Source organism: Gilvimarinus chinensis DSM 19667, assembly GCF_000377745.1.
Taxonomy (GTDB): Bacteria; Pseudomonadota; Gammaproteobacteria; order Pseudomonadales; family Cellvibrionaceae; genus Gilvimarinus; species Gilvimarinus chinensis.
Genome location: NZ_KB898712.1, coordinates 90511 through 113852 on the forward strand (window position 1 = coordinate 90511; position 23342 = coordinate 113852).

General features: G+C 54.0%; 23 protein-coding genes. 4 read left to right on the top strand and 19 right to left on the bottom strand.

The window, feature by feature from the left end:
• Positions 1-2: 2 nt before the first annotated feature.
• The 5 genes from metX to D568_RS0116375 all read right to left on the bottom strand — a co-directional run bounded on the left by metX (position 3) and on the right by D568_RS0116375 (position 5524).
• Positions 3-1148: a homoserine O-succinyltransferase MetX gene (metX, locus tag D568_RS0116355; protein WP_020210685.1), complete on the bottom strand. Its 1146-nt coding sequence runs from the start codon at positions 1146-1148 to the stop codon at positions 3-5.
• A 74-nt stretch (positions 1149-1222) separates the two neighbouring features.
• Complete coding sequence (locus D568_RS0116360) at positions 1223-3208, bottom strand: dynamin family protein (RefSeq protein WP_020210686.1); 1986 nt, start codon at positions 3206-3208, stop codon at positions 1223-1225.
• Between the two features lie 170 nt (positions 3209-3378).
• Positions 3379-3966 (bottom strand): YggT family protein, encoded by a 588-nt coding sequence (locus tag D568_RS0116365; RefSeq protein ID WP_020210687.1) that lies wholly within the window; start codon positions 3964-3966, stop codon positions 3379-3381.
• Positions 3967-3986: 20 nt separating this feature from the next.
• On the bottom strand, positions 3987-4805 hold the full coding sequence (gene proC / locus D568_RS0116370; protein ID WP_020210688.1) for a pyrroline-5-carboxylate reductase: 819 nt from the start codon (positions 4803-4805) through the stop codon (positions 3987-3989).
• Positions 4802-5524: a YggS family pyridoxal phosphate-dependent enzyme gene (locus D568_RS0116375; protein WP_020210689.1), complete on the bottom strand. Its 723-nt coding sequence runs from the start codon at positions 5522-5524 to the stop codon at positions 4802-4804. The genes proC and D568_RS0116375 overlap by 4 nt, the downstream gene beginning before the upstream one ends.
• A gap of 89 nt (positions 5525-5613) precedes the next feature.
• On the opposite strand from D568_RS0116375, the gene D568_RS0116380 reads away from it, so the two are divergent.
• The 3 genes from D568_RS0116380 to D568_RS0116390 all read left to right on the top strand — a co-directional run bounded on the left by D568_RS0116380 (position 5614) and on the right by D568_RS0116390 (position 8905).
• The gene (locus D568_RS0116380) at positions 5614-6648 is read left to right on the top strand and encodes a type IV pilus twitching motility protein PilT (protein WP_020210690.1); all 1035 of its coding nucleotides are present in this window, start codon (positions 5614-5616) and stop codon (positions 6646-6648) included.
• A 70-nt stretch (positions 6649-6718) separates the two neighbouring features.
• Positions 6719-7864 carry a PilT/PilU family type 4a pilus ATPase gene (locus tag D568_RS0116385; protein ID WP_020210691.1) on the top strand — a complete coding sequence of 382 codons (1146 nt, stop codon included), beginning with the start codon at positions 6719-6721 and terminating at the stop codon, positions 7862-7864.
• Between the two features lie 165 nt (positions 7865-8029).
• A complete protein-coding gene (locus tag D568_RS0116390) occupies positions 8030-8905 on the top strand; it encodes a prohibitin family protein (RefSeq protein ID WP_020210692.1) in 876 nt (291 codons plus the stop codon).
• A gap of 466 nt (positions 8906-9371) precedes the next feature.
• Here D568_RS0116390 and D568_RS0116400 read toward each other — a convergent pair whose 3' ends face one another.
• On the bottom strand, positions 9372-9977 hold the full coding sequence (locus D568_RS0116400; RefSeq protein ID WP_026287102.1) for a TetR/AcrR family transcriptional regulator: 606 nt from the start codon (positions 9975-9977) through the stop codon (positions 9372-9374).
• A gap of 89 nt (positions 9978-10066) precedes the next feature.
• Here D568_RS0116400 and D568_RS21550 point away from each other — a divergent pair, with 89 nt between their 5' ends.
• Entirely contained in the window at positions 10067-10783 is a 717-nt protein-coding gene (locus tag D568_RS21550; protein ID WP_020210695.1) for an HD domain-containing protein, read from the top strand.
• 49 nt (positions 10784-10832) lie between these two features.
• Here the strand turns inward: D568_RS21550 and D568_RS21255 are convergent, their stop codons facing one another.
• From D568_RS21255 to gspE, 13 genes are all read right to left on the bottom strand, one after another.
• Entirely contained in the window at positions 10833-12086 is a 1254-nt protein-coding gene (locus tag D568_RS21255) for a YfaP family protein (RefSeq protein ID WP_157497939.1), read from the bottom strand.
• Between the two features lie 662 nt (positions 12087-12748).
• Complete coding sequence (locus tag D568_RS0116415; RefSeq protein ID WP_211211710.1) at positions 12749-13519, bottom strand: haloacid dehalogenase type II; 771 nt, start codon at positions 13517-13519, stop codon at positions 12749-12751.
• 205 nt (positions 13520-13724) lie between these two features.
• Positions 13725-14474 carry a type II secretion system protein N gene (locus tag D568_RS21260; protein ID WP_020210698.1) on the bottom strand — a complete coding sequence of 250 codons (750 nt, stop codon included), beginning with the start codon at positions 14472-14474 and terminating at the stop codon, positions 13725-13727.
• Between the two features lie 12 nt (positions 14475-14486).
• Positions 14487-15632 carry a sialidase family protein gene (locus tag D568_RS0116425; RefSeq protein ID WP_020210699.1) on the bottom strand — a complete coding sequence of 382 codons (1146 nt, stop codon included), beginning with the start codon at positions 15630-15632 and terminating at the stop codon, positions 14487-14489.
• Positions 15632-16117: a type II secretion system protein GspM gene (gene gspM, locus D568_RS0116430; RefSeq protein ID WP_020210700.1), complete on the bottom strand. Its 486-nt coding sequence runs from the start codon at positions 16115-16117 to the stop codon at positions 15632-15634. Before gspM ends, D568_RS0116425 begins: the two co-directional genes overlap by 1 nt.
• Positions 16114-17370 carry a type II secretion system protein GspL gene (gene gspL, locus D568_RS20505; RefSeq protein ID WP_020210701.1) on the bottom strand — a complete coding sequence of 419 codons (1257 nt, stop codon included), beginning with the start codon at positions 17368-17370 and terminating at the stop codon, positions 16114-16116. The genes gspM and gspL overlap by 4 nt, the downstream gene beginning before the upstream one ends.
• On the bottom strand, positions 17363-18448 hold the full coding sequence (gspK, locus tag D568_RS20510; RefSeq protein ID WP_020210702.1) for a type II secretion system minor pseudopilin GspK: 1086 nt from the start codon (positions 18446-18448) through the stop codon (positions 17363-17365). The genes gspL and gspK overlap by 8 nt, the downstream gene beginning before the upstream one ends.
• The gene (gene gspJ / locus D568_RS0116445; protein ID WP_020210703.1) at positions 18432-19136 is read right to left on the bottom strand and encodes a type II secretion system minor pseudopilin GspJ; all 705 of its coding nucleotides are present in this window, start codon (positions 19134-19136) and stop codon (positions 18432-18434) included. The genes gspK and gspJ overlap by 17 nt, the downstream gene beginning before the upstream one ends.
• The gene (gene gspI / locus D568_RS20515) at positions 19129-19503 is read right to left on the bottom strand and encodes a type II secretion system minor pseudopilin GspI (protein WP_020210704.1); all 375 of its coding nucleotides are present in this window, start codon (positions 19501-19503) and stop codon (positions 19129-19131) included. The genes gspJ and gspI overlap by 8 nt, the downstream gene beginning before the upstream one ends.
• On the bottom strand, positions 19500-20054 hold the full coding sequence (locus tag D568_RS0116455) for a prepilin-type N-terminal cleavage/methylation domain-containing protein (protein ID WP_020210705.1): 555 nt from the start codon (positions 20052-20054) through the stop codon (positions 19500-19502). Before D568_RS0116455 ends, gspI begins: the two co-directional genes overlap by 4 nt.
• A 6-nt stretch (positions 20055-20060) precedes the next feature.
• Positions 20061-20507 carry a type II secretion system major pseudopilin GspG gene (gene gspG, locus D568_RS0116460; protein ID WP_020210706.1) on the bottom strand — a complete coding sequence of 149 codons (447 nt, stop codon included), beginning with the start codon at positions 20505-20507 and terminating at the stop codon, positions 20061-20063.
• Positions 20508-20594: 87 nt separating this feature from the next.
• Positions 20595-21830, bottom strand: a complete 1236-nt coding sequence (gspF, locus tag D568_RS0116465; protein ID WP_020210707.1) for a type II secretion system inner membrane protein GspF — start codon at positions 21828-21830, stop codon at positions 20595-20597.
• A gap of 2 nt (positions 21831-21832) precedes the next feature.
• Positions 21833-23332, bottom strand: a complete 1500-nt coding sequence (gene gspE, locus D568_RS0116470) for a type II secretion system ATPase GspE (protein WP_051084090.1) — start codon at positions 23330-23332, stop codon at positions 21833-21835.
• Between the last annotated feature and the right edge of the window lie 10 nt (positions 23333-23342).

Sequence of the window (23342 nt, forward strand, 5' to 3'; positions counted from 1 at the left end):
GGTTACTCCGTGGTAATGCCAGCCATGTAACGGCTGAACGATTCGCGGTAGTGGTCATTGGGAAGCAAAAAGGCATCGTGGCCGTAAGGTGAATCCACCTCGGCGTAGCTGACATTTTTTTGCGCGGAAATTAAGGCATCGACAATCTCCCGCGAGCGCTCTACAGGAAAGCGCCAATCGGTTGAAAACGAGGCGACAAAAAAGTCGCAGCTGGCGCGACGAAAAGCCACCGAGGGCGCATCGTCGTACTCGCGGGCCAGGTCAAAATAATCCAGCGCGCGGGTCATTAAAATATAGGTGTTGGCGTCAAAGCGCTCGGAAAAGGTATCGCCTTGATAGCGCAGATAACTTTCTACCTGAAACTCGACTAAATCATCCAGCCCTTGCTCGAAACTGCCGCTGCGCAATTCACGGCCAAATTTTTCACCCATCACATGATCAGACAGGTAGGTGATGTGGCCGATCATCCGCGCCACCGATAAACCGCTTTTGGGGTAGGTGTTGTGGCTTAAGTAATCACCGGCGTGAAAGTGCGGATCACTCATGATGGCCTGGCGGGCAGTCTCATTAAACGCGATATTTTGTGCGCTCAGTTTCATGGCCGAGGCGATCACCACACAGTGGCGCACACGATCCGGGTACTCTAACGCCCAGCGCATGGCTTGCATGCCGCCGAGGCTACCACCTACCACAGCCGCCCACTGACCAATGCCCAGTGCATCGGCCAGGCGCGCTTGCGAATGCACCCAGTCGCGCACTCTCAACTTGGGAAAGTCCGCTCCCCAAGGCGTGCCGGTATCCGGGTTGATACTGCTCGGCCCTGTTGAGCCACTGCAGCCGCCAAGGTTATTTAAAGAAACGACAAAAAATTTATTGGTGTCGATGGCCTTGCCGGGGCCGATGTAGCCATTCCACCAGCCGGGTTTTCGATCATCGGCACTGTGGTAACCCGCCGCGTGATGGTCGCCGGACAGGGCGTGGCAAATCAACACCGCGTTGGACTTGCTGGCGTTTAGCTCACCGTAGGTTTCTACCATTAACTGATAGTTGTTGAGGGTGCGACCACAGGCGAGGGTTAAAGGCTCGCTAAAAGTGAGGGCTTGGGGGGTGACCAAGCCCACGGAGTCCGCAGGGAAAGCTTGTGTCATGCTGATGTAAGTTCCGGGTCGCAGTGGCAGACAAAAGCGCAAGTCTAAAGTTGTACCCGCGACCCTGCAAGGGCTTACCGTTGTACCTGCTGTTTAACCGACTGCAACGACACCACCTGGGCTTTGGGTAATTGCGGTTGCACAATATGGCTGCTGGTTTCGGGCAGTAAAGGTTCCAATTCGTCGCGGGCAAGGATCAGCTTGCGTAAACTGGTTTCCAGTGCGTTCAGTTGTTCACTGTGGTTTAGGGTTTTGCTACGCATGTCACTTAGGCGCATCATTTGATGTTCAAGCAATTGTTTTTGGTGTTGATTGTGATGAATCAGTGGAGTGAGGGCGTCTTCTAGCCAGTGTTGAATGGTCAATTGCAGTTCGCGGAAAAGCTCTTTAACCTCTTTTACCAAGGTGCCCACAAACCGGTTAATCAGAGTTTTCTTTGGTGCCATAACGCTGTTAAAAGAATGGCGCAGGCGTTCAGCACTGGCCTCCAGGTTACGCAGCCGACGCCTTTCGGCGGTGATGTTGAGCTCGTGCTTGCGTGCCAGCGATCCCTCAAGACCGTGTTCTGGGCGTTCGTAAATGCTGTGAAGCACCTTGTTGGCGCGCTCTATTTCGCGCAACAGTTGATTGATACAGGTATCCACATCGTCAAAAAAGCCACCAATTGCGCGCGATAAGCCCAGGGTGGTCCAGCTGCCGGACAGGTTCTTGTAGGCTTCATCAAGCAGTCGTTGCAATTTGTCATCGGCGATGGGGGCGTGCAGTGACGTTTTTTGATTATTGAGCATGCGCTGACTGGTGCGCAGCGACAATGATTGTTTGTGGTACCGGTGATGGGCGCTGCGAATGCGCTCGCGCTGACGAATCATCTCCGCCTCAACGGACTCATCACGACTGTCACGCAAAGTTGCCAGCTCAATGTCGTTATCGCTGACTTGACGGTTTAGGCTTTGCAGGGTTGAGCCAATCATGTCCTGGCTATTGCGTATTAAACGGTGATTTTTGATCTGCTGTTGCGAGCGGAGGATGCATTCGGCAAGGTGTCTTTCCAGCTCGGGAAAGTTACTTCGCAACAAAGCGTGCGTGCGTTTACAGGTTTTAGCGACTAAAGCCTGTTTGGCAGAGAGGGGCAGGACATGATCAGCCGACATCTCCAGTAGCTGAGCGGTTTCAAGCCGTACGCGTTCGATATTAGCTGCGACCTGCTCAGGGGGCGTCAGCTCATCCCAGAGGGTGTCTATTTTATTCAGCAGCGCGAGTACAGCGGTGCCTTTGCTATCGCGCAGGCTGTGAATGTGATCCCGCCAAATTGTCATATCGCTGGCGCTAACGCCACTGTCGGCGGCCAGCAGAAACAGTATTGCGTGAGCTTCTGGCAAGGTTTTTAAAGTCAACTCGGGCTCGTTGCCCAAAGCATTCAACCCCGGAGTATCGACAATACGTAAACCTTCCCGTAACAGGGGGTGGTCCAGATTGATCAGGGCATGTCGCCAAGTAGGTATTTCTACCAACCCTGTCGTCTTATGGACGGAAAGGGTGGAAAGGTCAAACCCCAGGCGCTCGGCTTCGGTTTGGGTCACCTTTTTATTGGCCGATACTTGCCCAATGGCGTGGGCGATGGATTCGTGTTGCAGGGGGTCAAACTCAATGGTGAACCAGTTTTGCGGAATGCGTTTGAAACTTTGCATGCTGGCGGAGCTGCGGCGGGTCTCAATGGGCAGCAGTCGCACACAGTTGCGAGGCTGATTAGGGTCCCAGAAAATCTCGGTAGGGCACATGGTCGTGCGGCCCGGTTGCGAGGGTAGCAGGCGGCCGGTTTGCTCGCTGTAGAGCAGCGCATTAATGAGTTCGGTTTTGCCCCGCGAGAATTCGCCGACACAGGCGATAGTGAAGTGCTCGCCATCGATCAGCGCCCGCGCTCGATTCAGATAGCGCAGAGCATCAGCGGTAACCAGCTGATGGTTTTGGCTCCACTGATTAAAGGCATCAAGGCGCTGACCAAGCTCACGCTTCCAGGTGTTGAATTGCGCCATTTGGCGATGCAGTGCTTTTATATCCATGTCTGCTGCACATTCCCGTATTTTTGTTGCTTGATCCGCCATTAAAGCGCAAATTTAAGCATTGCGCCAGCAGGCTTGGAAAGGGGGCGATAAAAGGAGGGGAGGCGTTGTTGAGCGGTCACCAGACGGTTACGGGGCTGCCGTCTGGTGAGCCTGCGCAAATGATGAGATTAAAAACCCAGCAGTATCCCCTGAGCCCCTAAAGCCTGGGCGATGGCGGGAATCAAAAACTGGTTAAACAGGTTCAGAATTAAAAACAAAAAAATCGGTGATAAATCAATGGGCCCCAGTGGTGGTATGACCTTGCGAATGGGGGCCATCACTGGCTCAATCAGTTGCCGCAGCAACACCAGCGCCGGATTATTACTAAAGGGTGCTACCCAGCTGGCGATGATATAGACAATCATGCCGACAAAATAAATTTGCACCAGCATCTTTAAAATACCCACCACGCCCATGGGCAGTATCAGTAGCGGGTTAAGCAGCCCGCCGCCGGCGACCAGGTAAATCAGCTGGCCGGCTACCCATTGCAGCAGCAACGCCAGCACCAATGAAGCTACATCAATACCGTAAAAGCCGGGAATAACCCGTCGCAGGGGCAGTAAAACCGGATTGGTCGCTTTGCTGATGCCCTGAGAAACAGGGTTGTAAAAGTCGGCGCGCACCAGCTGCAGTAAAAAGCGCAGCAGGATAATCAGCATGTACAGTGAGCCGATGGTACGGATCAGGTAAATAAGTATTTCTTGCAGGGTATTCATTTCAACTCCTCGATTGCCTGCTACTGGCTGAGCTCGCGGCCTAATGATTCAGAGCGCGCGGCGCATTCGTTCATGGCTTTTTGCACCAGCTGACGCAGCTGTCCGTCTTCAAAGGTGTGAATAGCCCTTTCGGTGGTGCCGCCGGGGGACATCACATTGCGTTTAAGTTGATCCACGGGTGTGTCGACCTTATTGGCAAGGGTTGCGGCACCTAACGCGGTTTGCAAGGTTAGTGCGCGGGCACTGGTTTCGTCCAGCCCCAGTGACTTGCCTGCCTCGATCATTGCCTCCATAAATAAGAAGTAATAAGCCGGTCCTGAGCCGGAAACAGCCGTTACCGCGTGTATTAATGTTTCGTCTTCCACCCAAATGCACAGCCCCGTTGCTTCGGCAACTTGATGGGCAAAGTCGCGCTCACTCTCGCGGGTATGGGGGTTGGCAAATAAACCGCTGGCACCGACTCCGACTTGCGATGGGGTATTGGGCATACTGCGCACGATGGCGAGATCTTTGCCAAGCCATTGGCTGAGCGTGGCGGTGTCGATTCCGGCGGCCACCGAGATAATCAATTGGTTCTCTAAGGCGGGTGATAACTCCGCGCAGGTATCTTTGAGCATTTGTGGCTTTACCGCCAGCACGATGACCTCGGCCCATTGGCAGGTGGCTTGGTTGTCGGTGCTCACTGCAATGCCTAAATGGCGGGCGGCTTGCGTAGCGGAATCAACACTGCGCGTGGTGGCGCGAATCTGTTCGGCGGGGTAGCCGCCTTCAATCAGGCCCTTGATGATGGCACCGGCCATATTGCCGGCGCCAATAAAAGCGAGTTTTTTAACAATCACTGAGTATCCTCATGTTTCATTCTGGCTCCAAACAGGTCGGTACCAATGCGAACCATCGTAGTGCCGCAGGCAACCGCCGTTTCTAAATCGGCGGACATGCCCATAGAGAGCGTGTCCAGGGGTGCATTGGGGTGTGTGGGGCTAAGGTGGTGCTGCAGTTCTGCTAGCGCATTGTGCATGCGGGTGAATGCGCTGCGTTGAGCAGCCTGGGTGTCGGCTTTTGCCGGTATGGCCATCAGGCCTCGCAGGACAATATTGGGCAGCGCAACGCATTGCTCTGCCAGGTCGTTCAGCTCAGCCAGGCTTACACCGGATTTGCTTTGCTCGTTATCAATATTTACCTGCAGGCAAATATTTAACGGCGGTAGCTCGGTGGGCCGTTGTTTGGATAAACGCTGAGCGATTTTTAATCGATCTACGCTCTGAGCCCAGGCAAAGTGCTCGGCTATTGCGCGGGTTTTGTTGGATTGAATCGGGCCGATAAAATGCCATTCAATGTCACTCAATTCGGCTAGCTCGGCTTGCTTGTCCAGTGCCTCTTGCAAGTAATTTTCACCAAAGCGGCGCAGGCCGCACTGGTAAGCCTCACAAATACGTGCGGCACTTTGGGTTTTACTGACGGCAATTAGGGTAATGTCGGCTTCATGGCGCCCGGCGGAATTGGCAGCGCGCTGCAATCGGGCGGTGACATTGGCGAGCTTCTCGTCTATCTTGTGCATCTGACTTCCGAATGTTGCCCAGCGTGAAGCGGCCATCGGGCGCTCACTGCAATCAAAAAAATTGACAAATAGAGTAAGGGTTTAGCTGTATGGATATTACGGAGCTCCTCGCCTTTAGCGCCAAACAGGGCGCGTCGGATTTGCACCTTTCGGCTGGTTTGCCTCCCATGATTCGGGTGGACGGGGACGTACGACGGATTAACCTGCCCCCCATGGACCATAAGCAGGTGCATAGTTTGATCTACGAGATCATGAATGACAAGCAGCGCAAGGACTACGAGGAGTTCCTGGAAACAGACTTCTCGTTTGAGGTGCCGGGTGTGGCGCGTTTCCGGGTGAATGCTTTTAATCAAAACCGCGGTGCCGGTGCGGTATTTCGTACCATTCCCTCTAAAGTACTGACCATGGAAGAGCTGGGCATGGGCCAGGTGTTTCGCGATATCTGCGCGGTGCCGCGCGGTCTGGTGCTGGTGACCGGGCCCACAGGTTCGGGTAAATCTACCACCCTTGCCGCCATGATGGACTACATCAACGACAACAAATACGAACACGTATTGACCATCGAAGACCCCATCGAATTTGTCCACGAATCAAAGAAATGCCTGGTCAACCAGCGTGAAGTTCACCGTGATACCCACGGCTTTGCCGAAGCCCTGCGCTCGGCCCTGCGGGAAGACCCGGACATTATTCTGGTGGGTGAGATGCGTGACCTGGAAACCATTCGCCTGGCACTTACCGCCGCCGAAACGGGTCACTTGGTGTTTGGCACCTTGCACACCACCAGCGCCGCCAAAACCATTGACCGGGTAGTCGATGTATTCCCGGCCAATGAAAAGGCCATGGTGCGCTCCATGTTGTCGGAATCATTGCAGGCCGTTATTTCGCAAACACTGATGAAAAAGAACGGCGGTGGCCGAGTGGCGGCCCACGAAATTATGCGCGGTACACCGGCCATTCGTAACCTGATTCGAGAAGATAAGGTGGCGCAGATGTATTCGGCCATTCAAACCGGTGCGTCGGTTGGGATGCAAACCATGGATCAGTGCCTTGAAGATCTGGTGGCGAAGCGCGTGATCTCCCGTGAAGTGGCCCGTGAAAAAGCAAAAATGCCAGAGAATTTTTAAGAACACAGTAATAGAAGCTGTGCGAGGATAGAGCGGCCTAACCGCATAACGAAAATAGTTGGGGGATATTATGGATTTTGATCGATTACTGCAGTTGATGGTGGATAAAGGTGCGTCGGATTTATTTATCACCGCCGGTGTGCCACCTTCTATCAAACTTCACGGTAAAGTCGTCCCCGCCACAGCAACGCCGTTGGCACCTGAAAAGGCGCGCGAGCTTGTGTTGTCGGTGATGAATGAAAAGCAGCGCCGTGAATTTCTTGAAGAAAAAGAACTTAATTTCGCCATCAGTGCGCGCGGTATTGGTCGCTTTCGTGCCAGTGCTTTTTACCAGCGCAACCTGGCCGGCATGGTGTTGCGTCGAATCGAAACCAAAATTCCTAAAATCGACGACCTGCATTTGCCCGATGTGATTAAAGAGCTGGCCATGACCAAGCGCGGTCTGGTGATGTTTGTTGGAGCGACAGGTACAGGTAAATCTACCTCGCTGGCGTCGATGATTGGCCACCGCAACCGCAACTCTAAAGGTCATATTATTTCCATTGAGGACCCTATTGAGTTTATCCACCAGCACGAAGGCTGCATTATTACCCAGCGCGAGGTAGGGATTGATACCGACTCTTTTGAAATCGCGCTTAAAAATACATTGCGCCAAGCGCCCGATGTGATTTTGATTGGTGAGGTACGCTCGCGCGAAACCATGGAGCACGCCATTGCTTTCGCTGAAACCGGCCACCTGTGTTTATGTACCTTGCACGCCAATAACGCTAACCAGGCGCTGGATCGAATTATTCACTTCTTTCCCGCTGATCGCCACCGTCAATTGTGGATGGATTTATCGCTCAACCTTAAAGGTATTGTGGCGCAGCAGCTGATACCCACGCCGGACGGTAAAGGCCGCCGTGCCTGTTTGGAAGTGTTACTGAACACGCCGCTTATGTCGGATTTAATTCGCAAAGGTGAGGTGGGCGAGCTTAAAGAGTTAATGAAAAAATCCACCGAACTTGGTATGCAGACTTTCGATCAGGCGCTGTACAACCTGTACGACAGTGGTGAAATCACTTACGAAGATGCGCTCACTCACGCCGACTCACCCAATGACCTGCGTTTGATGATTAAGCTCGGCTCTGAAACTGACGCCACTTATTTATCCAATGCGGCTGATAGTCTTTCCATTGAAGAAGAAGACACCGGGCGCGGCGGACGGATGTTCTAGCTTAAGATGTGAACCACAGAATATAAATTTATGAGCCCAGTTAAAGCCCACTGCGACGGTGGGTTTTAATGTTTATACATTGCTGCAAAATCATCATTTATACAGTTAAAACGCGTTAATTCACACCAGGAAAATACCTTCAATTAAACAAGGAATCTAGCTCTAATGTTTCAAAAACAATTAAATATCAAATGGTTTGCTATTGGTGCAGTGGCATTGATTGCGATACTTGTGGCTTTCAGTGCGGTGTACACGGTCGAAGAGGGGCATGTGGGTATCGTAAAACGTTTTGGCGAGGCGAAATATCAAGAAAATCCGGGTCTGCATTTTAAAGTGCCTTTTATGGACTCGGTAGAATCCATCGAAGTCCGTACCCGTAAAAATGGCGAGAAAATGGCCAGTAGCACCGCCGAACAAATGCCGGTTACGATCGAAGTTTCGGTTAACTGGACCGTCAATAAAGAAGCCGCCTTAGACTTGTATCGCCGCTATGGAGGGCTTTTGCAGTTCGAGCAACGTATCCTCGATCCGCGTTTTCGCTCAGCAACCAAAGACACCATCCCCAAGTTTGAGGCCGAACAGCTGATTCAAGATCGCGCCCTCGCGATTACAGGAATCGAGCAGCGCTTGATTGAAGAGATGGCTGAATTTCCGGTGATTGTCGATAATATTCAAATTGAGAATATTGTGCTGCCGCATAAATACATTCAGTCCATTGAAACCAAACAAACGGAAAAAAATCTGGCGGCTGCCGAAGAGCATAAGCTGGAGCGACAGCGTTTAGAAGCCTTGCGTGAGGTAAACACCGCAGATGCAAAGGCTCAAGGTATTATTAAAGTGGCCGAGGCCGAAGCTCAATCAATTACGTTAAAAGGCGAAGCAGAAGCTAAAGCCATCGAAGCGAAAGCCAAAGCGTTGCGCGATAACCCGCTGATTGTAAAACTCACCGAGGCCCAGGCTTGGGACGGCAAATTGCCAAGCACCATTCTGGGCGATGGCGCCATGCCGATTATGGATATACGTGAAGCCGCCAAGCGCTAAATAAAAACGCCCGCCTTATCGGTGGGCATTTTTTTAAGTACCAAGGCAGGGCGTTGTAGCTTGTCATAAACATGATTACCGTCTGTTAAGCGCCGTTTCGGTATCGTTGTTCAGCTGTTCCACACCACACCCCCTGTTTCTACTTGTCGAACATGGTCTTAATCCGCGCAACGATCCGGGTTGTTTTTTTCGGGGTGTTTCTTCAGGTGTAAAACTTCCAGCGAGCGCTTTAAAGAGGGAAATTGACTGCACCATTGGCTGGCGGAGTATTAATTCTAAAGACGTTCTTACCGACGATTATCAAGGCTTTGGCAAAATTGGTGTGGTATCTCTGTTAATGATTGCCGAGAATAATAATATCGAATTGAGCTTGCCGCCCCACGCCGATGTTAAACCCGGTTTAACTCAACCGACCGAGCAGGGGTTCAAAATTGACAGCCTCTACACTCGACCCTTGGGCTGACCGCTACTGGGTCGGCACCAAGGCATCCACTGCGGTGCAATAGATTCGCTTGAGCGCGCTGGGCGACTCCCCGGCGCGGGTACGCACCGCTAAACTGTGCAGTAGGGCTTGAAAGACTTTGGCCAACTCCTTCTCTGAGACTAACAATTGCAACTCACCCTCGGCCGATGCCCGCTGTAAGCGGCGCGTAATGGTTTGATCGACTCGTTGAATTAACTCGAGCAAGTCCTGTTTGATTGCGGGGCATTGCGGTGCTGCCACCGTCGCTGTACATATGGCAAAGCAACCAAGATTTTCGCCAGATGACTGATAAACCGCCAAGGCACGCCGGTAAAAAGCCTTCAAGGCTTTATTGAGATCGGGCTCGGCGTTTAACACTTCGTAGAGCTCCTCGGCAATTTGCTTGTCGAGTTCAGCCATCACTCGGCGATACAGAGCCTCCTTATCACCAAAAGCATTGTAGAGGCTCGGGCGATTCATACCCATGGCTGAAGCCAAGTCATCAAGCGAGGTCGCCGCCAGACCCTTGCGCCAGAACACCTCACCGGCGCGAGCCAACACCTGTTGTGAGTCGTACTTGGGCGGTCGCCCTCTTCGTTTCTCAGACATTTTGTACCACTTCGAACAATATTGATGAAAAGTTAATCCTAATATATATTATTGTTCGAAATAGTACAAAATAGGTTTCTACTTGTCGTATGTCCCTTACCCACACCAAACCAGCACCTGCCAAATCCTGTCTGCTCTGCCACTTTGTTCACACCGATCTTAAGACAATAGGGCGCAAAGTAAGGCGACGTATCAGCCGTGAAAAGCTGAACTTTGTAGCAAAACATCAATATCGTGTACCCGACTCAGCAGCCTGCACCCAGGCGCTTGAACTGGTACGCCAGCACAGCCCGGAATTTTTGCTCAACCATGGTCTGCGCAGCTATGCTTTCGCCGCGGCTATGGCACACAAAGTCAAACAGCCCTTTGACAAAGAAGTGCTTTTTATGGGCTCTGTTATGCACGACTTGGGACTGGTCGAAACCTTTGATCGGGGTAATACCTTTGAAGTGGATGGAGCCCGAGCGGCGCTCGATTTTTGTCAATCACAGAATATCGACAGTCACAGAGCCGAGCTAATTCACGAAATGGTAATACATCACAATACCGTAGGTCATGCGCATAAAATGGCCCCGGAAATCGCTTTACTGCATTTTGGCGCAGGTGCAGATGTCGCCGGGTTATGGCTGGACGAGATTCACCCCGACACGATGCGAGAGGTGATTGCAGAGTTTCCCAGACTGGATTTTAAGCGGGGTATGCAGGTGTTGCTACGCGACCAGATAAGACGCAAGCCCGACAGTTACATGGCACCCATGATTGAACTGGGGTTTCTTAAGAAAATTGACAATAATGCGCTGCCTTAACACTAGCCGATCATCCAGAAGGGGCAACCGGCTGGTGTTCGGTAAGTTATTAGTTCAGACAGTCCGCAGGAATGCTCTGCCCGTCGTAAGTGAGTAGGTCGATACTGCAGTTATAACCACTGCCGCAATCGGTACTGTGATAAGTAAATACATCGGCAAGCCCGGCCATTTCATCGGCCAATAAATCACAGGCTTCGGTTGGATAGTTGGTATAACAGATATTGGTAAAGCCATACTGCTTCACACCACAGGCACCTAGCTCTATGTCACCCGTATCTATATCGCCAATGGAGCCGGTATCTCCACCATTATTAGTATTCCCACTATTGCCTGTGTCTTCTCCGTTGCCGGTATCAGTATTTCCACTGGAACTGCTGCTTTGGCTCTGGCCGGAATTACCGCTACCTGTAAGAGTTAAGCTGGTAATAACATCGATTTCGTCAGTGGCGGTAAGTGTGCCGTTATAGCTGTTCACCGAGCCATTGTTTTTAACGGTGACGGTGTAAGACGTTGGCAGTTCGTTGGACGAAGGTGCAGAAAATAAATGGACCTTGATGGTGTATTCTCCAGCGGGAATATTTGAATCAAAAAAGATATTCTCTGGACCATAGCCGTCAATATCATCGACATCAAGATAGCCATCGCCATTGGCAGAGTCTGGGTTCGCGTAATAAATAGTACTGCCGCCGGGTTCATCTAGGTGTAAGTCCACATCGGCCTTGCTGTCCCAGGCCAGAGTTACCTGGAATTCCCCTGAACCGACTTTTACCGCTTTAATTTCAACTTCAGCGGGCTGAGTCCAATTGGAGGTATCGATACTCCAATAATCTGTAGGGATAGACAAGCCATCACGAAACGCATCAAAGTCCATACTTTGAACGGGTTCTTGGGGCTGAATATACGCTTGCACTCGCGCAGGTGCTGAGTAACTTGGCGCATCGTAATAGAGAGTGGGGCGGCCGGTACAGTTTAGCTGGATGCGATCATCTCCGCTCAAGCCACTTGCAAGGGGGGCTGCGCCAGTTTTGGCGGCGAGAATATTATTCTCGACTTTATGCGGTAAGTCTGAAGCGGCAAGGCTTAAAGACTGTTGGTACATGGGGGTGCCATCTGCTTTAGCGGGGATGACGAAAGTTTCATCTACACCTTCCAGTTGAATCATGTAGGCGTGTACGTAATATCCCTCTTCAAGCACTGGCTTAACCAATAACTGGCTGGCACCGCCAGCTGTGATGGCAACCTCACTGCTGACTTCAAGTGTGCCGCCATTGGCATTACTTGGGGCGGGGATGGCACGGCCCATTTTAATAGCACCTTCAAACTCTATGCTTTTTGAAAGGGCCTGTGGGGAGTTTACGGTAATGGGTGCATTATTATTTTCGCTCGAGCTACTGCTTTCGGTTTGATCACTGCTTGATGCTTCGCTAGAGGAACTGGTTGACGATACCACGGAGCTGCTTGATTGGGTGTTACCGCCCCCGTCACTGTTGCCGCCTGAACCTCCGCCGCCACAGGCACTTACCAAAATACTAGATAGCAAGCATACCGAGCAAAATTTTAAACAGTGATTTTTTTTTCGTTGTGAAAGAATCGTTGTTCATATTTCGTGTACCCCAAGATTTCTATGTTTTTTACGGTTGTCGTTCTTCCATAATCTTAAACTTGAGCGTTTGGCCGCATAACCCTCAAGTTTAGGGGTAGACTTAAGATAAAAATTACGCTGTTAAATGGAACGTTTTTATTAAAAAACTTCCATAAGGCGTTTCTTATAGTCGGGTACATTTCAAATACAGCTTGTTGAAACCTCTGAGTGATCTACGAGCGCAGAAGTTCGGAGCTTTTTGAAAAAGCTTGGTCGCTTAGCAGGGTGGGTTATTAAAAACGCCCATAGCCGTTGAGAGTGTTTCTGGTCACAACGATTATGGGCGTCTGAAATCTAGGGGGTTGGGTAGGTTAAGTTATTTACTATTCTGCTAATAGATTAGCCAGCTCTGTTACGGTTTTAACAATGTAATCAGGCTTTTGTGCCAGTGGGTAAAGTGCTTTGCCCGGGCGGGCGATAAAAGCGGTTTGTAAGCCTGCGGCTTTTGCACCGGCTACATCCCAACCGTGTGCGGCCACCATCAGCGCTTCTTCTGGTTTCACGTTTAATTGTTCTAGTGCCCAGGCGTAGGCGCGTAAATCGGGCTTGTAGATTTTAATGTCCTCAATGCTGTAACGGTGGTCAAAATAATCCGTAAGGCCTGCGTTTTCAAACTGAGTTTTTACGCCGTTATTGGACGAGTTGGTGAGGCTGACAATTTTAAACCCCTGTTCGGTCAATTGAGTTAATCCGGGTTTAACATCGGCGTGGGGCGGCAAGCTCAGCAGCGGTGTCACAATCGCTTCTTTGGCAGCGGCTTCGCTCAGTTCGATATTGTTATTCTCGGCAACCATTAACAGTGACGCCACACCAATTTTGCCAAAATCTTGATAATCTCCGGTAACCGTCGTCACCAGAGAGTTATGCAACATGGTAGAAAACCACAGTGGCAGTAATTCGGTTTGACCGTTTAATGCTTCACCCACTGAAGCGCGCATGGACTCTAAATCCAGCAGGGTTTCATTTACATCGAAAATAATAACCTTCGGTGTGGGCATGGCCGTGTGGTCGGCGTGGTCTTCTGCCATTGTGATACCTCCGGGAATAGAGAAGAGTAAAAACGTACTAACTATAGCGATAGTTTTGCGCAGCATTACAACACCTTTAGGAAATGCGAAGTCAGATGCTGACCATAGCATAGCGAACATATAAAGGGGTTAATCCGGCTTAAAGGAATAACAAGAAGTGTATTTTGGGGTGCTGGTTTTATGTACGCACCATCGGGTTTTGGGTGAGGGGAAGTCATGTATTTTCGTGCCTCCTACTGTTTTGTGCGGCAGGAGGCACGACATCGAATAATTAGAGCGTCATGCGCAAACGGTGGCGGCCGTCGTCTAGCGGCTCTGCCAGCATGGGCAGCCACTGGTCGGCTTGCACCTCGCGCGCAAACTCGTCGCTGAAACTAAAATTGGCGTCGATAATAATACCGCCGGTCAGCGGCATCACCACGTTGCCGGTTAAATCCACCGGGCCTTCTAAAGAAAAAATATCCGCGCGAATATGCCCTTCATCGCTGGCGGACAAGTCGGCGGCAAAGGCGCCCAGGGTGAGCCAGTTTTGGCCGTTGTGCAGGCGGGCGTTGGTCCAGCTTAGATTCCCCTTTAACGCCTCAAGGCTTTGCCCGTTCAGTTTCAGCGTATCAATATGCGCAGATACCAGGCCATTCAACTTGGTGGGCTCGGGCAAGTCTTGAATCAGGGCGGCGGGAATACTGATATTGGCATCGCTGAGTTTCAACGCGCCACTTGTACTTGCACAGGCGCGACCGTTAATTTGCTGGCGATCCAGGCTGGCGGTGACGTCGGCGCAGGGGTTTAGGGTTAACAGGCTTAAAGGCTTAAGCTGCCAGTTGAGCTCGCCCAGTGAGTAGCTGCGCCCGTCAATACGCACCGAGGCCATACCGGCTTTACCCTGCCATAAGCTGCCGGAGATACCCGACAGCCCCAGGCCCGTGCCGTTTGTCATGACATACGCACCCCAGGTGGCGGGTATCTGCGTAACGGCAAATATCAGGGTGCAAACAAGACCAAAAAGAATCCAGCGAATCATAAACTCTAACCGTTATTCGTATTGCAGTGAGGCGACGGGCACCCGGGTAATGTCGATATCTTCTTTGCCGGTGCCATAAGCGGTGTACACATAGCCGTTGTACACCATCGATTTTGGATAGCTGTAGCCGATGCGTTTGTAACGCCCGGGGTATTTTTGCGCGGGCACGGCATCGCCTTCGGCGCGCAGGATATAGGCGCGGTCGAACACCTCGCCGTCTTGGCTGGTACTGATAACCAGCGGGTAGCGCTCTTTGCTGCCGCTGGGGTTATTGATAATAAACGCCCCGCCATCGGGTAAGTTGCCAGCGCTTTGTTTGGCGCGCGAGTCGGGAATATTGCTAAAGGCCGGGGGGCTCCAGGTTTCACCACGGTCTTTACTCACCGAGGCAAGAATGCGAAAGCTGGAGTCTTGATCGCGAAAAATCATCACCAGCTCGTCGCTGCGGCTAAACCAGCTGGGCTCGATTTCGCGGCTGACGTCGGATTGCGTAGGCAGGTTTTGCATTTCACCCGCCTGCCAGCCGCTAAGGCCTGTGGCATCGTCGGTAAACAGGGGCGCGACTTTCAGGCCCGGTTGTAAATGCGCCGCCGTAATCAGGCGACCATCGGTCAGGGCGCGAATGTCCTGCTCTAGAATTCCCTGCAAAGGCTCACCCTGATCATCCAGCACGGGTTTGGCAGCGCTCCAGTGAATACCGTTTTTGCTGGTGCGATATTCCACATACCCGCCCCGGGGTTCGGCATCGTGGGGCCAGACATTAATGTAAGCTACCAGCGTATCGCCGTAGGCCCACCAGCCGCCGTTAGTGACCGTGGCGTCGGGCCTGGGTTCGGCCAGCACGATAGCGTCGCTCCAGCGTTTGCCGTCTACGCTCATGGCGTAGCGCACCTGAGTGGTAGGGGCGTCTTCATCTTTGGGCGAGCTTTGCCACTGCACGTAAAGCTTGCCTTTAAACGCAAAAGGCACAGCGCCGTGGTTGTATTGGTAGGTGTTATCGCCAGCGCTGAACACGGTATAGGTCTCGGCGCCCGGCGCCATCTCCAATCCCAGGTTTAGGGCTTTGGCATCGAACAGATTTTCGGCGGTGCGAATGGGCGCCTGTTGGGCCTGACAAAAGCCGGCTATTAAGGCGGCTAGTAGCAGTAGCGAGCGCATCAGTTTTTACTCAGGCGCACGTTGGCGGTCACCTGGCCCGGTGTGGTGGTGGATGCCATCGACAGGTCTTTTACACTGACATCGTGTTTGTACTCTAAATCGTACAGCCACTGCATCATCGCGCTGTAGTTGACGTTATCCAGCCGGACGCGCACCTCACCGCGGGTAACCGGTTGAAAGCCACTCATGCGCAGGCCGTTGGCTTGCAAGGTGGAGTCAATCAGCTGGCTGATATTGCCTCTGCTGGCGGCGCTCTGCTGGCGGCTGTCGCTTTCGGCTTTGTTGATACGCGCGGTAAGCACTTTTACCCGCTCCAGCGCGGCAGTGGTGGAGGCGTTGGTAACCACCTGCTGCTCGCGTTTTTCTTTCAAGGGTGCCAATACGCCCATCCAGAGGATGTACAGCACCACGGCCAAGGCGCCCAGCAGCAAGATGGTTTGCTCGCGGCGGTTGTATTTGGCGAGGGCATCGAATAACTGGTTCATGGCAGCTCCCTTTTCACTTTCATGCGCGCCGAGTGGGTATCGCCCTGGGCGCTGGCGGACAGCAGTTCGGCGGACAGCCCCGCGCTTTCAATACCGCCGCGCAGCGATTCAATGGCGTTAAAGGTGCCAGCCTGCAAATTCAGGCTCAGCTCGTCGCTCTCGGCGGTGTAGTAAACACCCTTGAGGGTAATATCGCCCTGGCTTTGTACCTTGGGCAGTACCTCGGCCAGTAGCGGCATAACCTGGCCGCCCTCACCTTGCGGCTCCAGATCGCGGGCCATAATGCGCAAGCGCCGCTCGGGGTCATTGGCGGGGCCGTTGGGGACTATGGTGCGGAATACCTGTTCGATGTCTTTGCGAATCTCCAGGTTCTGGTTTTGCAGCTGATTGATGGAAATCAGCAAGGTGGCGATATAAACCACCACCGCGGCGGCACCGGCGATGGCCACGGTGCGCCAGGCTTTCCACCAGCGCTCGATGGGCAGGCGCTGGGAGAACTCCCCCTGGCATAAATCAATGCAGTCGCTGCCCGGTTCAAAATCCCACAGCGAAGCAAGGCGGGTGCTGCCACTGGCGTCGGCCAGGCTGGCGGGCAGGGCTTGCTCCAGCGCTTCAAGCTGGTTTTCATCCGGCGCGCTCAGGCTTAAATGGGGTAGGTTGTCCACCCGGTTCTGAGCTTTTAGCAGCAGCTCGACGGCGGCGGCCAAGTTATTGGCGGTCACTGTAAAGCCTTGGCTTTGCCCGTAGTGAATACTTACTAACTCGTCCTGCCGGTGAATCGCCCAGATATCCACGGGGGATTCGTCGGTAGCCTCGGGCTGGGGAATGTCGGGCATTAAGCCTGCGGGCAGCGCCTGGACAATTTCGATGTTCATTTCGGCCAGCTGCGCAAACAGTTCGGCCAGGCGGGTGCGCTCAGTGTAGACCACATTAACCACGCCGTCCTGGGCTTTGCCGAGGGCGAAGTGAAATTGGTCGATATCGCCAATCACTTCTTCCTCAAGCTGAAAGGGCATGAGCTTGCGCAGGTGGCGCTTTTCCTTTTCCTGGTAGCTGAGGCTGCGGGCCACAACCTGGGGGCCGCCGACGATCAGGCGCGCCCGGTGGTTACCCTGGCCCAGGGCTCGGTCCAACGCCAGGCCTAAAGCCTCGCTGTTGCCCTGACCCAGCTCTTCGGGTAACTCGGGTCGGCGTATTAACCAGGTTAAATCGCTGCCGTAATGACTTATGTAGAGGGTGATCTGCTCACTCATTGTTGTTTGTCGTTCCCGCTAGGCCGGCGTTAGCACCGGCGCGTTCCAGATTGAGGATGTAATCGTACACGTCGCGGCGGCTTTCTACCTTAAAATCGCCCTCCGCACGCGACAAAAGACTTTGCATACTGCGTCTTTGCTCACCCAGTTGGACCCGGGTGGTGACCAGAAAATAGCTGGTGGTGATGGCGGCATACTCGGTATCCAGCTCGCCGGTGATGGCGCTACCCCAACCGGTGTGGCTGGTAAACTCTTCCATGCTGGCGTACTCGCCGTTCTCGGCGACGATTTGCCCGGCCACTTCGCCCGCCAGCGGCTCCAGGTTTTCAGCGTCGTTAAAGGTGCGCAGTAAAAACGGGTTGATGGTATTCACATTCAGCATCCCACCGGCCGTGTACACGGTAATGTAGGGTTTAATCAGCTGCATCAGCTCAGGGGTAAAGCCGCGCACCAGGCGCAGTTCATCCACGCTGGTGAAAGGCGCATTGGCGGTGGCGTAGGCCGGGTCCTGTGACTGGTAGTAATCGCTTTCGGCACCGGTAAAACCAGTAATGTCATCGTCGGTATCAGCCCAGTCGACCATCGCCTCCAGCATGCCTATGGCATCTTCCAGTGATAGCGGGTAGGTCTCCTCGAAGCTTTGCAGCAAACGCAAAAAGTGTTTTTGTGGGGTTTTGAAGCGGGTGTACGAGGTAGGGCCTTGATCGGAATTGCCGAGTTCATCGGTAAGATCGTTCAGATTGATTTTGGCGCTGGCGTCTTCAATTTCGGCGAGAATCATCCCCCCTTCAATGGGAAACGGTGGCAGTTCCATGGCCCAGGGCTCCAGCAGGCTGTCGACCTCGGTGTTGTCGTCCAGCTCAAGAAAGTAAATGGCCAGGCTTTCGGCGCCGGACAAATAGGCCCGTGCCTGAGCGCCGTGCCAGCGGGCCTCGGCACGGGCCATGCTCAGCTGATAGTCGCGCGAGGCTTTAATGGCAAAGCCTGCTACTAGTGTGACCACTAAAATGGCCAGTATCAGCACCGTGCCGCGCTGGCGCCGGGGTAAGCTCAGTGAAGGTTTATTGCGCCAGATCATACAGCCTCTCGCTCACTAAACCGTCTTCCAGTTCGATACGCACCAGCATGGCGATGGGCAGGCTGGTATCCACCCCCACGCCGCTGCTGTCGGGCCAGTTTTGCACCCAGTCGCGGGCGTAATCTTCACCGCTGAGCACACTGGTGCCCTGCTGCTGCGCCATTTGTGGCGACAAAAAGCGCACGTCGATATCCGCGACTTGCTCCAGCATGGGCTGGCGAATTAAGTCTTCGGCGTACAGCCAGTCTTCCACCACAAAGTTGCGCTCGGGGCGAAAGTCGCGCCATAAGGTGCCGTCTTCAATGCGGTAGATCACCTGTTGCATATCGCTGCGGGGGCGGTTCATGGGGTTAAGCCAACCGCCGCGAGTAAATTGCAGCACCAGTTTATCGCCGCTGGTATCTCCGTACAGGCTTGCGCCGCGAAAGGGGCGGCGCAGGCCGCCTATCACCGAGGCATCGCCGCTGGCGTCTACCGGGGTAAGAATGTGCCGCGCGTCCTGCCCCAGAATTTGCCAGGTTCGGTCCAGCTCATTAATGCGCGCCAGCACCTGGGCGCTGGCCTCGGCACTGCGCGAGGCGGTGCTGAATGACTGGTAGCTGAAGGTCATGATCACGGCGGTAATCGCCAGGGCAATCACCACCTCAATCAGGGTAAACCCGGTTTGTGGGCGGGCCAGGCTACTCATTGATAAACCCCGAGAGCGTGGCCAGAGTGTTGTCTTTGCTGGAATCCAGGGCAACGCGCACATCCAGACGTAAAAAGCCTTCTACCTCTGTGTCTTCGGCTTCCAGCTCCCAGTACCAGCGCACACCACCGCGCTCGATATTGCCGCTTTCGGTGTCGGGAATGGTGTATTGCTCCACCAGCTCTTTACGCATTTTGATGCGGGTGAGCTGGTTTTCGGCAATCCAGTAGGCCTGGGTTTTTTCGCGGTTAAAGCCCGCACCCTGCAGCTGACTGGTGATCAGCATCATCAGTGCGGGCAGGGCCGTGGCGACAATGGCCAGGGCAACCATGACTTCCAGCAAGGTAAAACCGCGTGCGAACTTCACCAGTCGTTCTCCAGCTCGGCCAGTTCCTGCTCGCGGTTTTCCCACACCACATCGCCCATCATATCCACAGTAATGCGCTGCACTTCATCGCTGTCAAAGCGGGTGAACAGCGCCAGCTCGAGGCGGGTGGCTTCGCCGCTGGGGTAATAGATAAGCACGGGTTGCGGGGTGGTTTCGCGCTCGTCGTATTCGTAGGGCTCGCCCTCGACGATCATTTCCAGCGACATTTGCGGGTTCAGGCACTGGTCTTCAAGAAAGTCGGAAACCGGCTGCCAGCTGCTGTTGCGAAAGCGACGCCACTGATAGCACCACTGCTCGCCTTCGCGGCTTTGGCTGGGACTGACAAACAGGCCAATCACCTCCCCGGTTAAGGTGGTTTGCTCGGCGACAAATTCCGCCTGCAGCATAAATTTATCGGCGGCCTGTTCCAGGCGGCTGGTGTCGTCTGGGGCAAAGGCGAGTGTGGCCATGCCCGCGCTCAGGCCAATGATCATTACCACGATCATAATCTCGATGAGGGTGAAGCCCCTCTGGCGCGGGCAAAAGCTCATGGTTCATTATTGCTCGGGCAGTTCCTGATCCCACACGCTGATATCAGCGGCCGGGCCTTCACCGCCAGCTACGCCATCGGCGCCCTGAGTGTAAATATCATACTCGCGGCTTTCACCGGGGCTGATGTACAAGTAGGCGCTGCCCCAGGGGTCAACGGGCAACTGGTCCAGGTAACCACTCTGGCGGTAGTTGCGCGGTACCGGGCTGACCGTCGGTTTGGTCACCAGTGCTTCCAGGCCCTGCTCGCTGGAGGGGTAGACATAGTTATCAATACGATACAAATTCAGCGCGGTCTGGATATTTTTAAAATCCGCCTTCACCTTGTTAACCCGCGCCTCATCGGCACGGTCCAGCACCATGGGGGCGACGATACTGGCCAGCAGGCCAATAATCACCACCACTACCATAATTTCAATCAAGCTAAAGCCGCTTTGGCGATTGGTTAATTTCATCGGTTTTACTCCGTTGTGTGTTTTGCCCGGTTATCTGCCTGACAACGATTAATTCACGTTTGATGCTGGGTTAGGGTTGATCTGGCCCTAGCCCACCATCTGATTCATTTCAAAAATTGGCTGCAATATGGCCAGCACAATGACTAACACCGCACCGCCCATCAGAACAATGGTGGCGGGCTCCATCAAGCCCAGTGAGACCGACAACACCATTTCCAGTTCACGCTGCTGGTCTTTGGCGGCGTGCTCCAGCTGTACCGGCAGGGTGCCGTTGGTTTCGCCACTGGCCACCATCTGCACCAACAGCGGCGGAAAACAGTCGGCTTTTTCCATGGCGCGGTTAAGGGCCGTACCCTCTTGCACCTGGTTGGCGATGTCGGCGCAGGCCTCCTGGAGTACGCGATTGGTCATCACCTGGCCCGCAATTTTCAGCGCCTGCAGCAGCGGTACACCGCTGGACATCAACAGGCTGAGGGTAGAGGCAAAGCGCGCCGAGTTAGATTGATTCACTACATTGCCGATCACCGGCAGCTTTAACTGCACCTGGTGCCAGCGCTTTTGTCGCGCCGGATTTTTCAGTAATTGTTTAACGCCGTACATGGCCGCGATACCAGCGGCCAGAACCCAAATGCCGTAACCGACAATAAAATCGCTGCTGGCGATAAGGGCGCGGGTTAGGGCGGGTAGCTCGCGCTTAGAGTGGGCAAACAGGTTGACTAAGTCGGGCACCACAAAGGCCATTAAGCCGACGATTACCGCCAGGCTCATTACCAGCAGCACGATGGGGTAAATCATCGCGGTTTTCAGGCGCGACTTTAATTGCTGTGAATTCAAGGTGTGCTCGGACAATCGCTCCAGCACCGGGCCGAGATAACCGGAGCTTTCCCCCGCTTTGACCATGGCGCGGTACATATCGTCGAACGAGCCCGGATGCTCTCCCAGCGCCTGGGCGAGGGAAAACCCCTCCAGCACCTTGGTGCGAATTTGCAGCATTACCTGCTTTACCGCAGGCTTTTGCGCCTGTTTGGCCGTGGCCTGCAGAGCCTCATCCAGAGGCAGACCCGAGCTTAGCAGCGAGGCCAGCTGGCGGGTAACCAGGCTTAGATCCCGGCCCTTAAGCTTGGGGGTGGACTGAAACAGCGAAAACCCGCTGCCGCTGCTGCTGGCTGCGCGTACCTTGGCGTTACCGGCGTCGGATACCTCAAGGGGCTTGAGCTTTTTCGCGCGCAGCTGGGCGCGCACTTGGCGCTCGGAATCCCCCTCAAGGATGCCCTTGACGGTTTTACCGGAGTCGTTCAGTGCGCGATAACTAAAAGTGCCCATAATCAGCCAGCCGTGGTTACCCGAAGCACTTCTTCAAGGCTGGTGACACCTTCAACCACCTGCCGGCGACCGTCGTCGCTGATGGACTCGGACTGCTTGCGCGCCTCGGCTATCAGCTCCTGCTCGCCCGCTTCTTCGTGAATCAGGTGACGCATTTGCTCGTTAATTTCGATCAGCTCGTAAATCCCCTTACGGCCGCGATAGCCCATCTGGTTGCACTTGTTACAGCCTTTGGCGCGGTATACGGTTTGCCCGGCGGGAATTTTCAGCATATCCCGCTCGGATTCGGTGGGCTCGTAAACCTCTTTACACTCGTTGCACAGCTTGCGTACCAGGCGCTGCGCCATGACTACCTCGACGCTCGAGGCCAGCAGGAAGGGTTCAACCCCCATATCTTTTAAACGCATAATCGCGCCAATGGCGGTGTTGGTGTGCAGGGTTGAAAGCACCAAGTGACCGGTCAAACTGGCCTGAATGGCAATGTCGGCGGTTTCGGAGTCGCGAATCTCACCCACCATCACCACGTCCGGGTCTTGACGTAAAATGGCGCGCAGGCCGCGGGCAAAGGTCATGTCCACCTTGGCGTTTACCTGGGTCTGGCCAATGCCCGGCAGCAGGTATTCAATGGGGTCTTCAATGGTCAGGATGTTGCGGCTGGGCGCATTAATGTGGCTTAAGCCCGCATAAAGTGTGGTGGTTTTACCCGAGCCCGTGGGGCCGGTCACCAGAATAATACCGTGGGGACGCAGCAGGGCTTTGCCGAAGCGCTCTTGCACTTGTTTGGGCATTTGCAGCTCTTCGAGCTTGAGCTGACCGGCGGCCTGATCCAAAAGGCGCAGCACGATGCGCTCACCGTGGGCCGAGGGGATGGTCGATACCCGAATATCCACTGCGTGCCCGGCCAGGCGTACCGTAATACGGCCATCCTGAGGCAGGCGTTTTTCGGCAATATCCAGCCGCGCCATCACTTTTAAACGCGATACCAGCACTGGGGCCAGCTCGGGCTTGGGCGAGAGCACTTCGCTCAGCACGCCATCGGTGCGAAAGCGCACGGATACCCGGTCTTCAAAAGGCTCCAGGTGAATGTCCGAGGCCTGCTCACGCACCGCCTGGGACAGAATAGCGTTGATCAGACGAATCACCGGGGCGTCGTCGTCACCCGCTAACAGATCGGTGCGATCGGCCAGATCATCGGCCATGGAGGACAGATCAAACTCGTTGCCCAAATCCTCGGCGGCGCGCTGGGCGGCGCCGTCGCTGCTTTGGTATTCGCGGGTCAGTTGGCGCTGGAAGGTGTCCGCGTCCAGCTCTTCCAGGGTCATTTCGCCATCAAAGTAGCGCGACAGCTCGGTCAGTACCTCAAGGCGTAACCCCGGTTTGTGCAATACGGTATTGGGGCGCTCGGGGTCGAGCATGACGCCGTGATCCGAGGCGTAGCTGAACGGCAGGCGCGGGCTTTCACCAGCGCTGGCGGCCAGATGCTCTTCTTCCTCGGTGCCCAGGGCCTCTTCA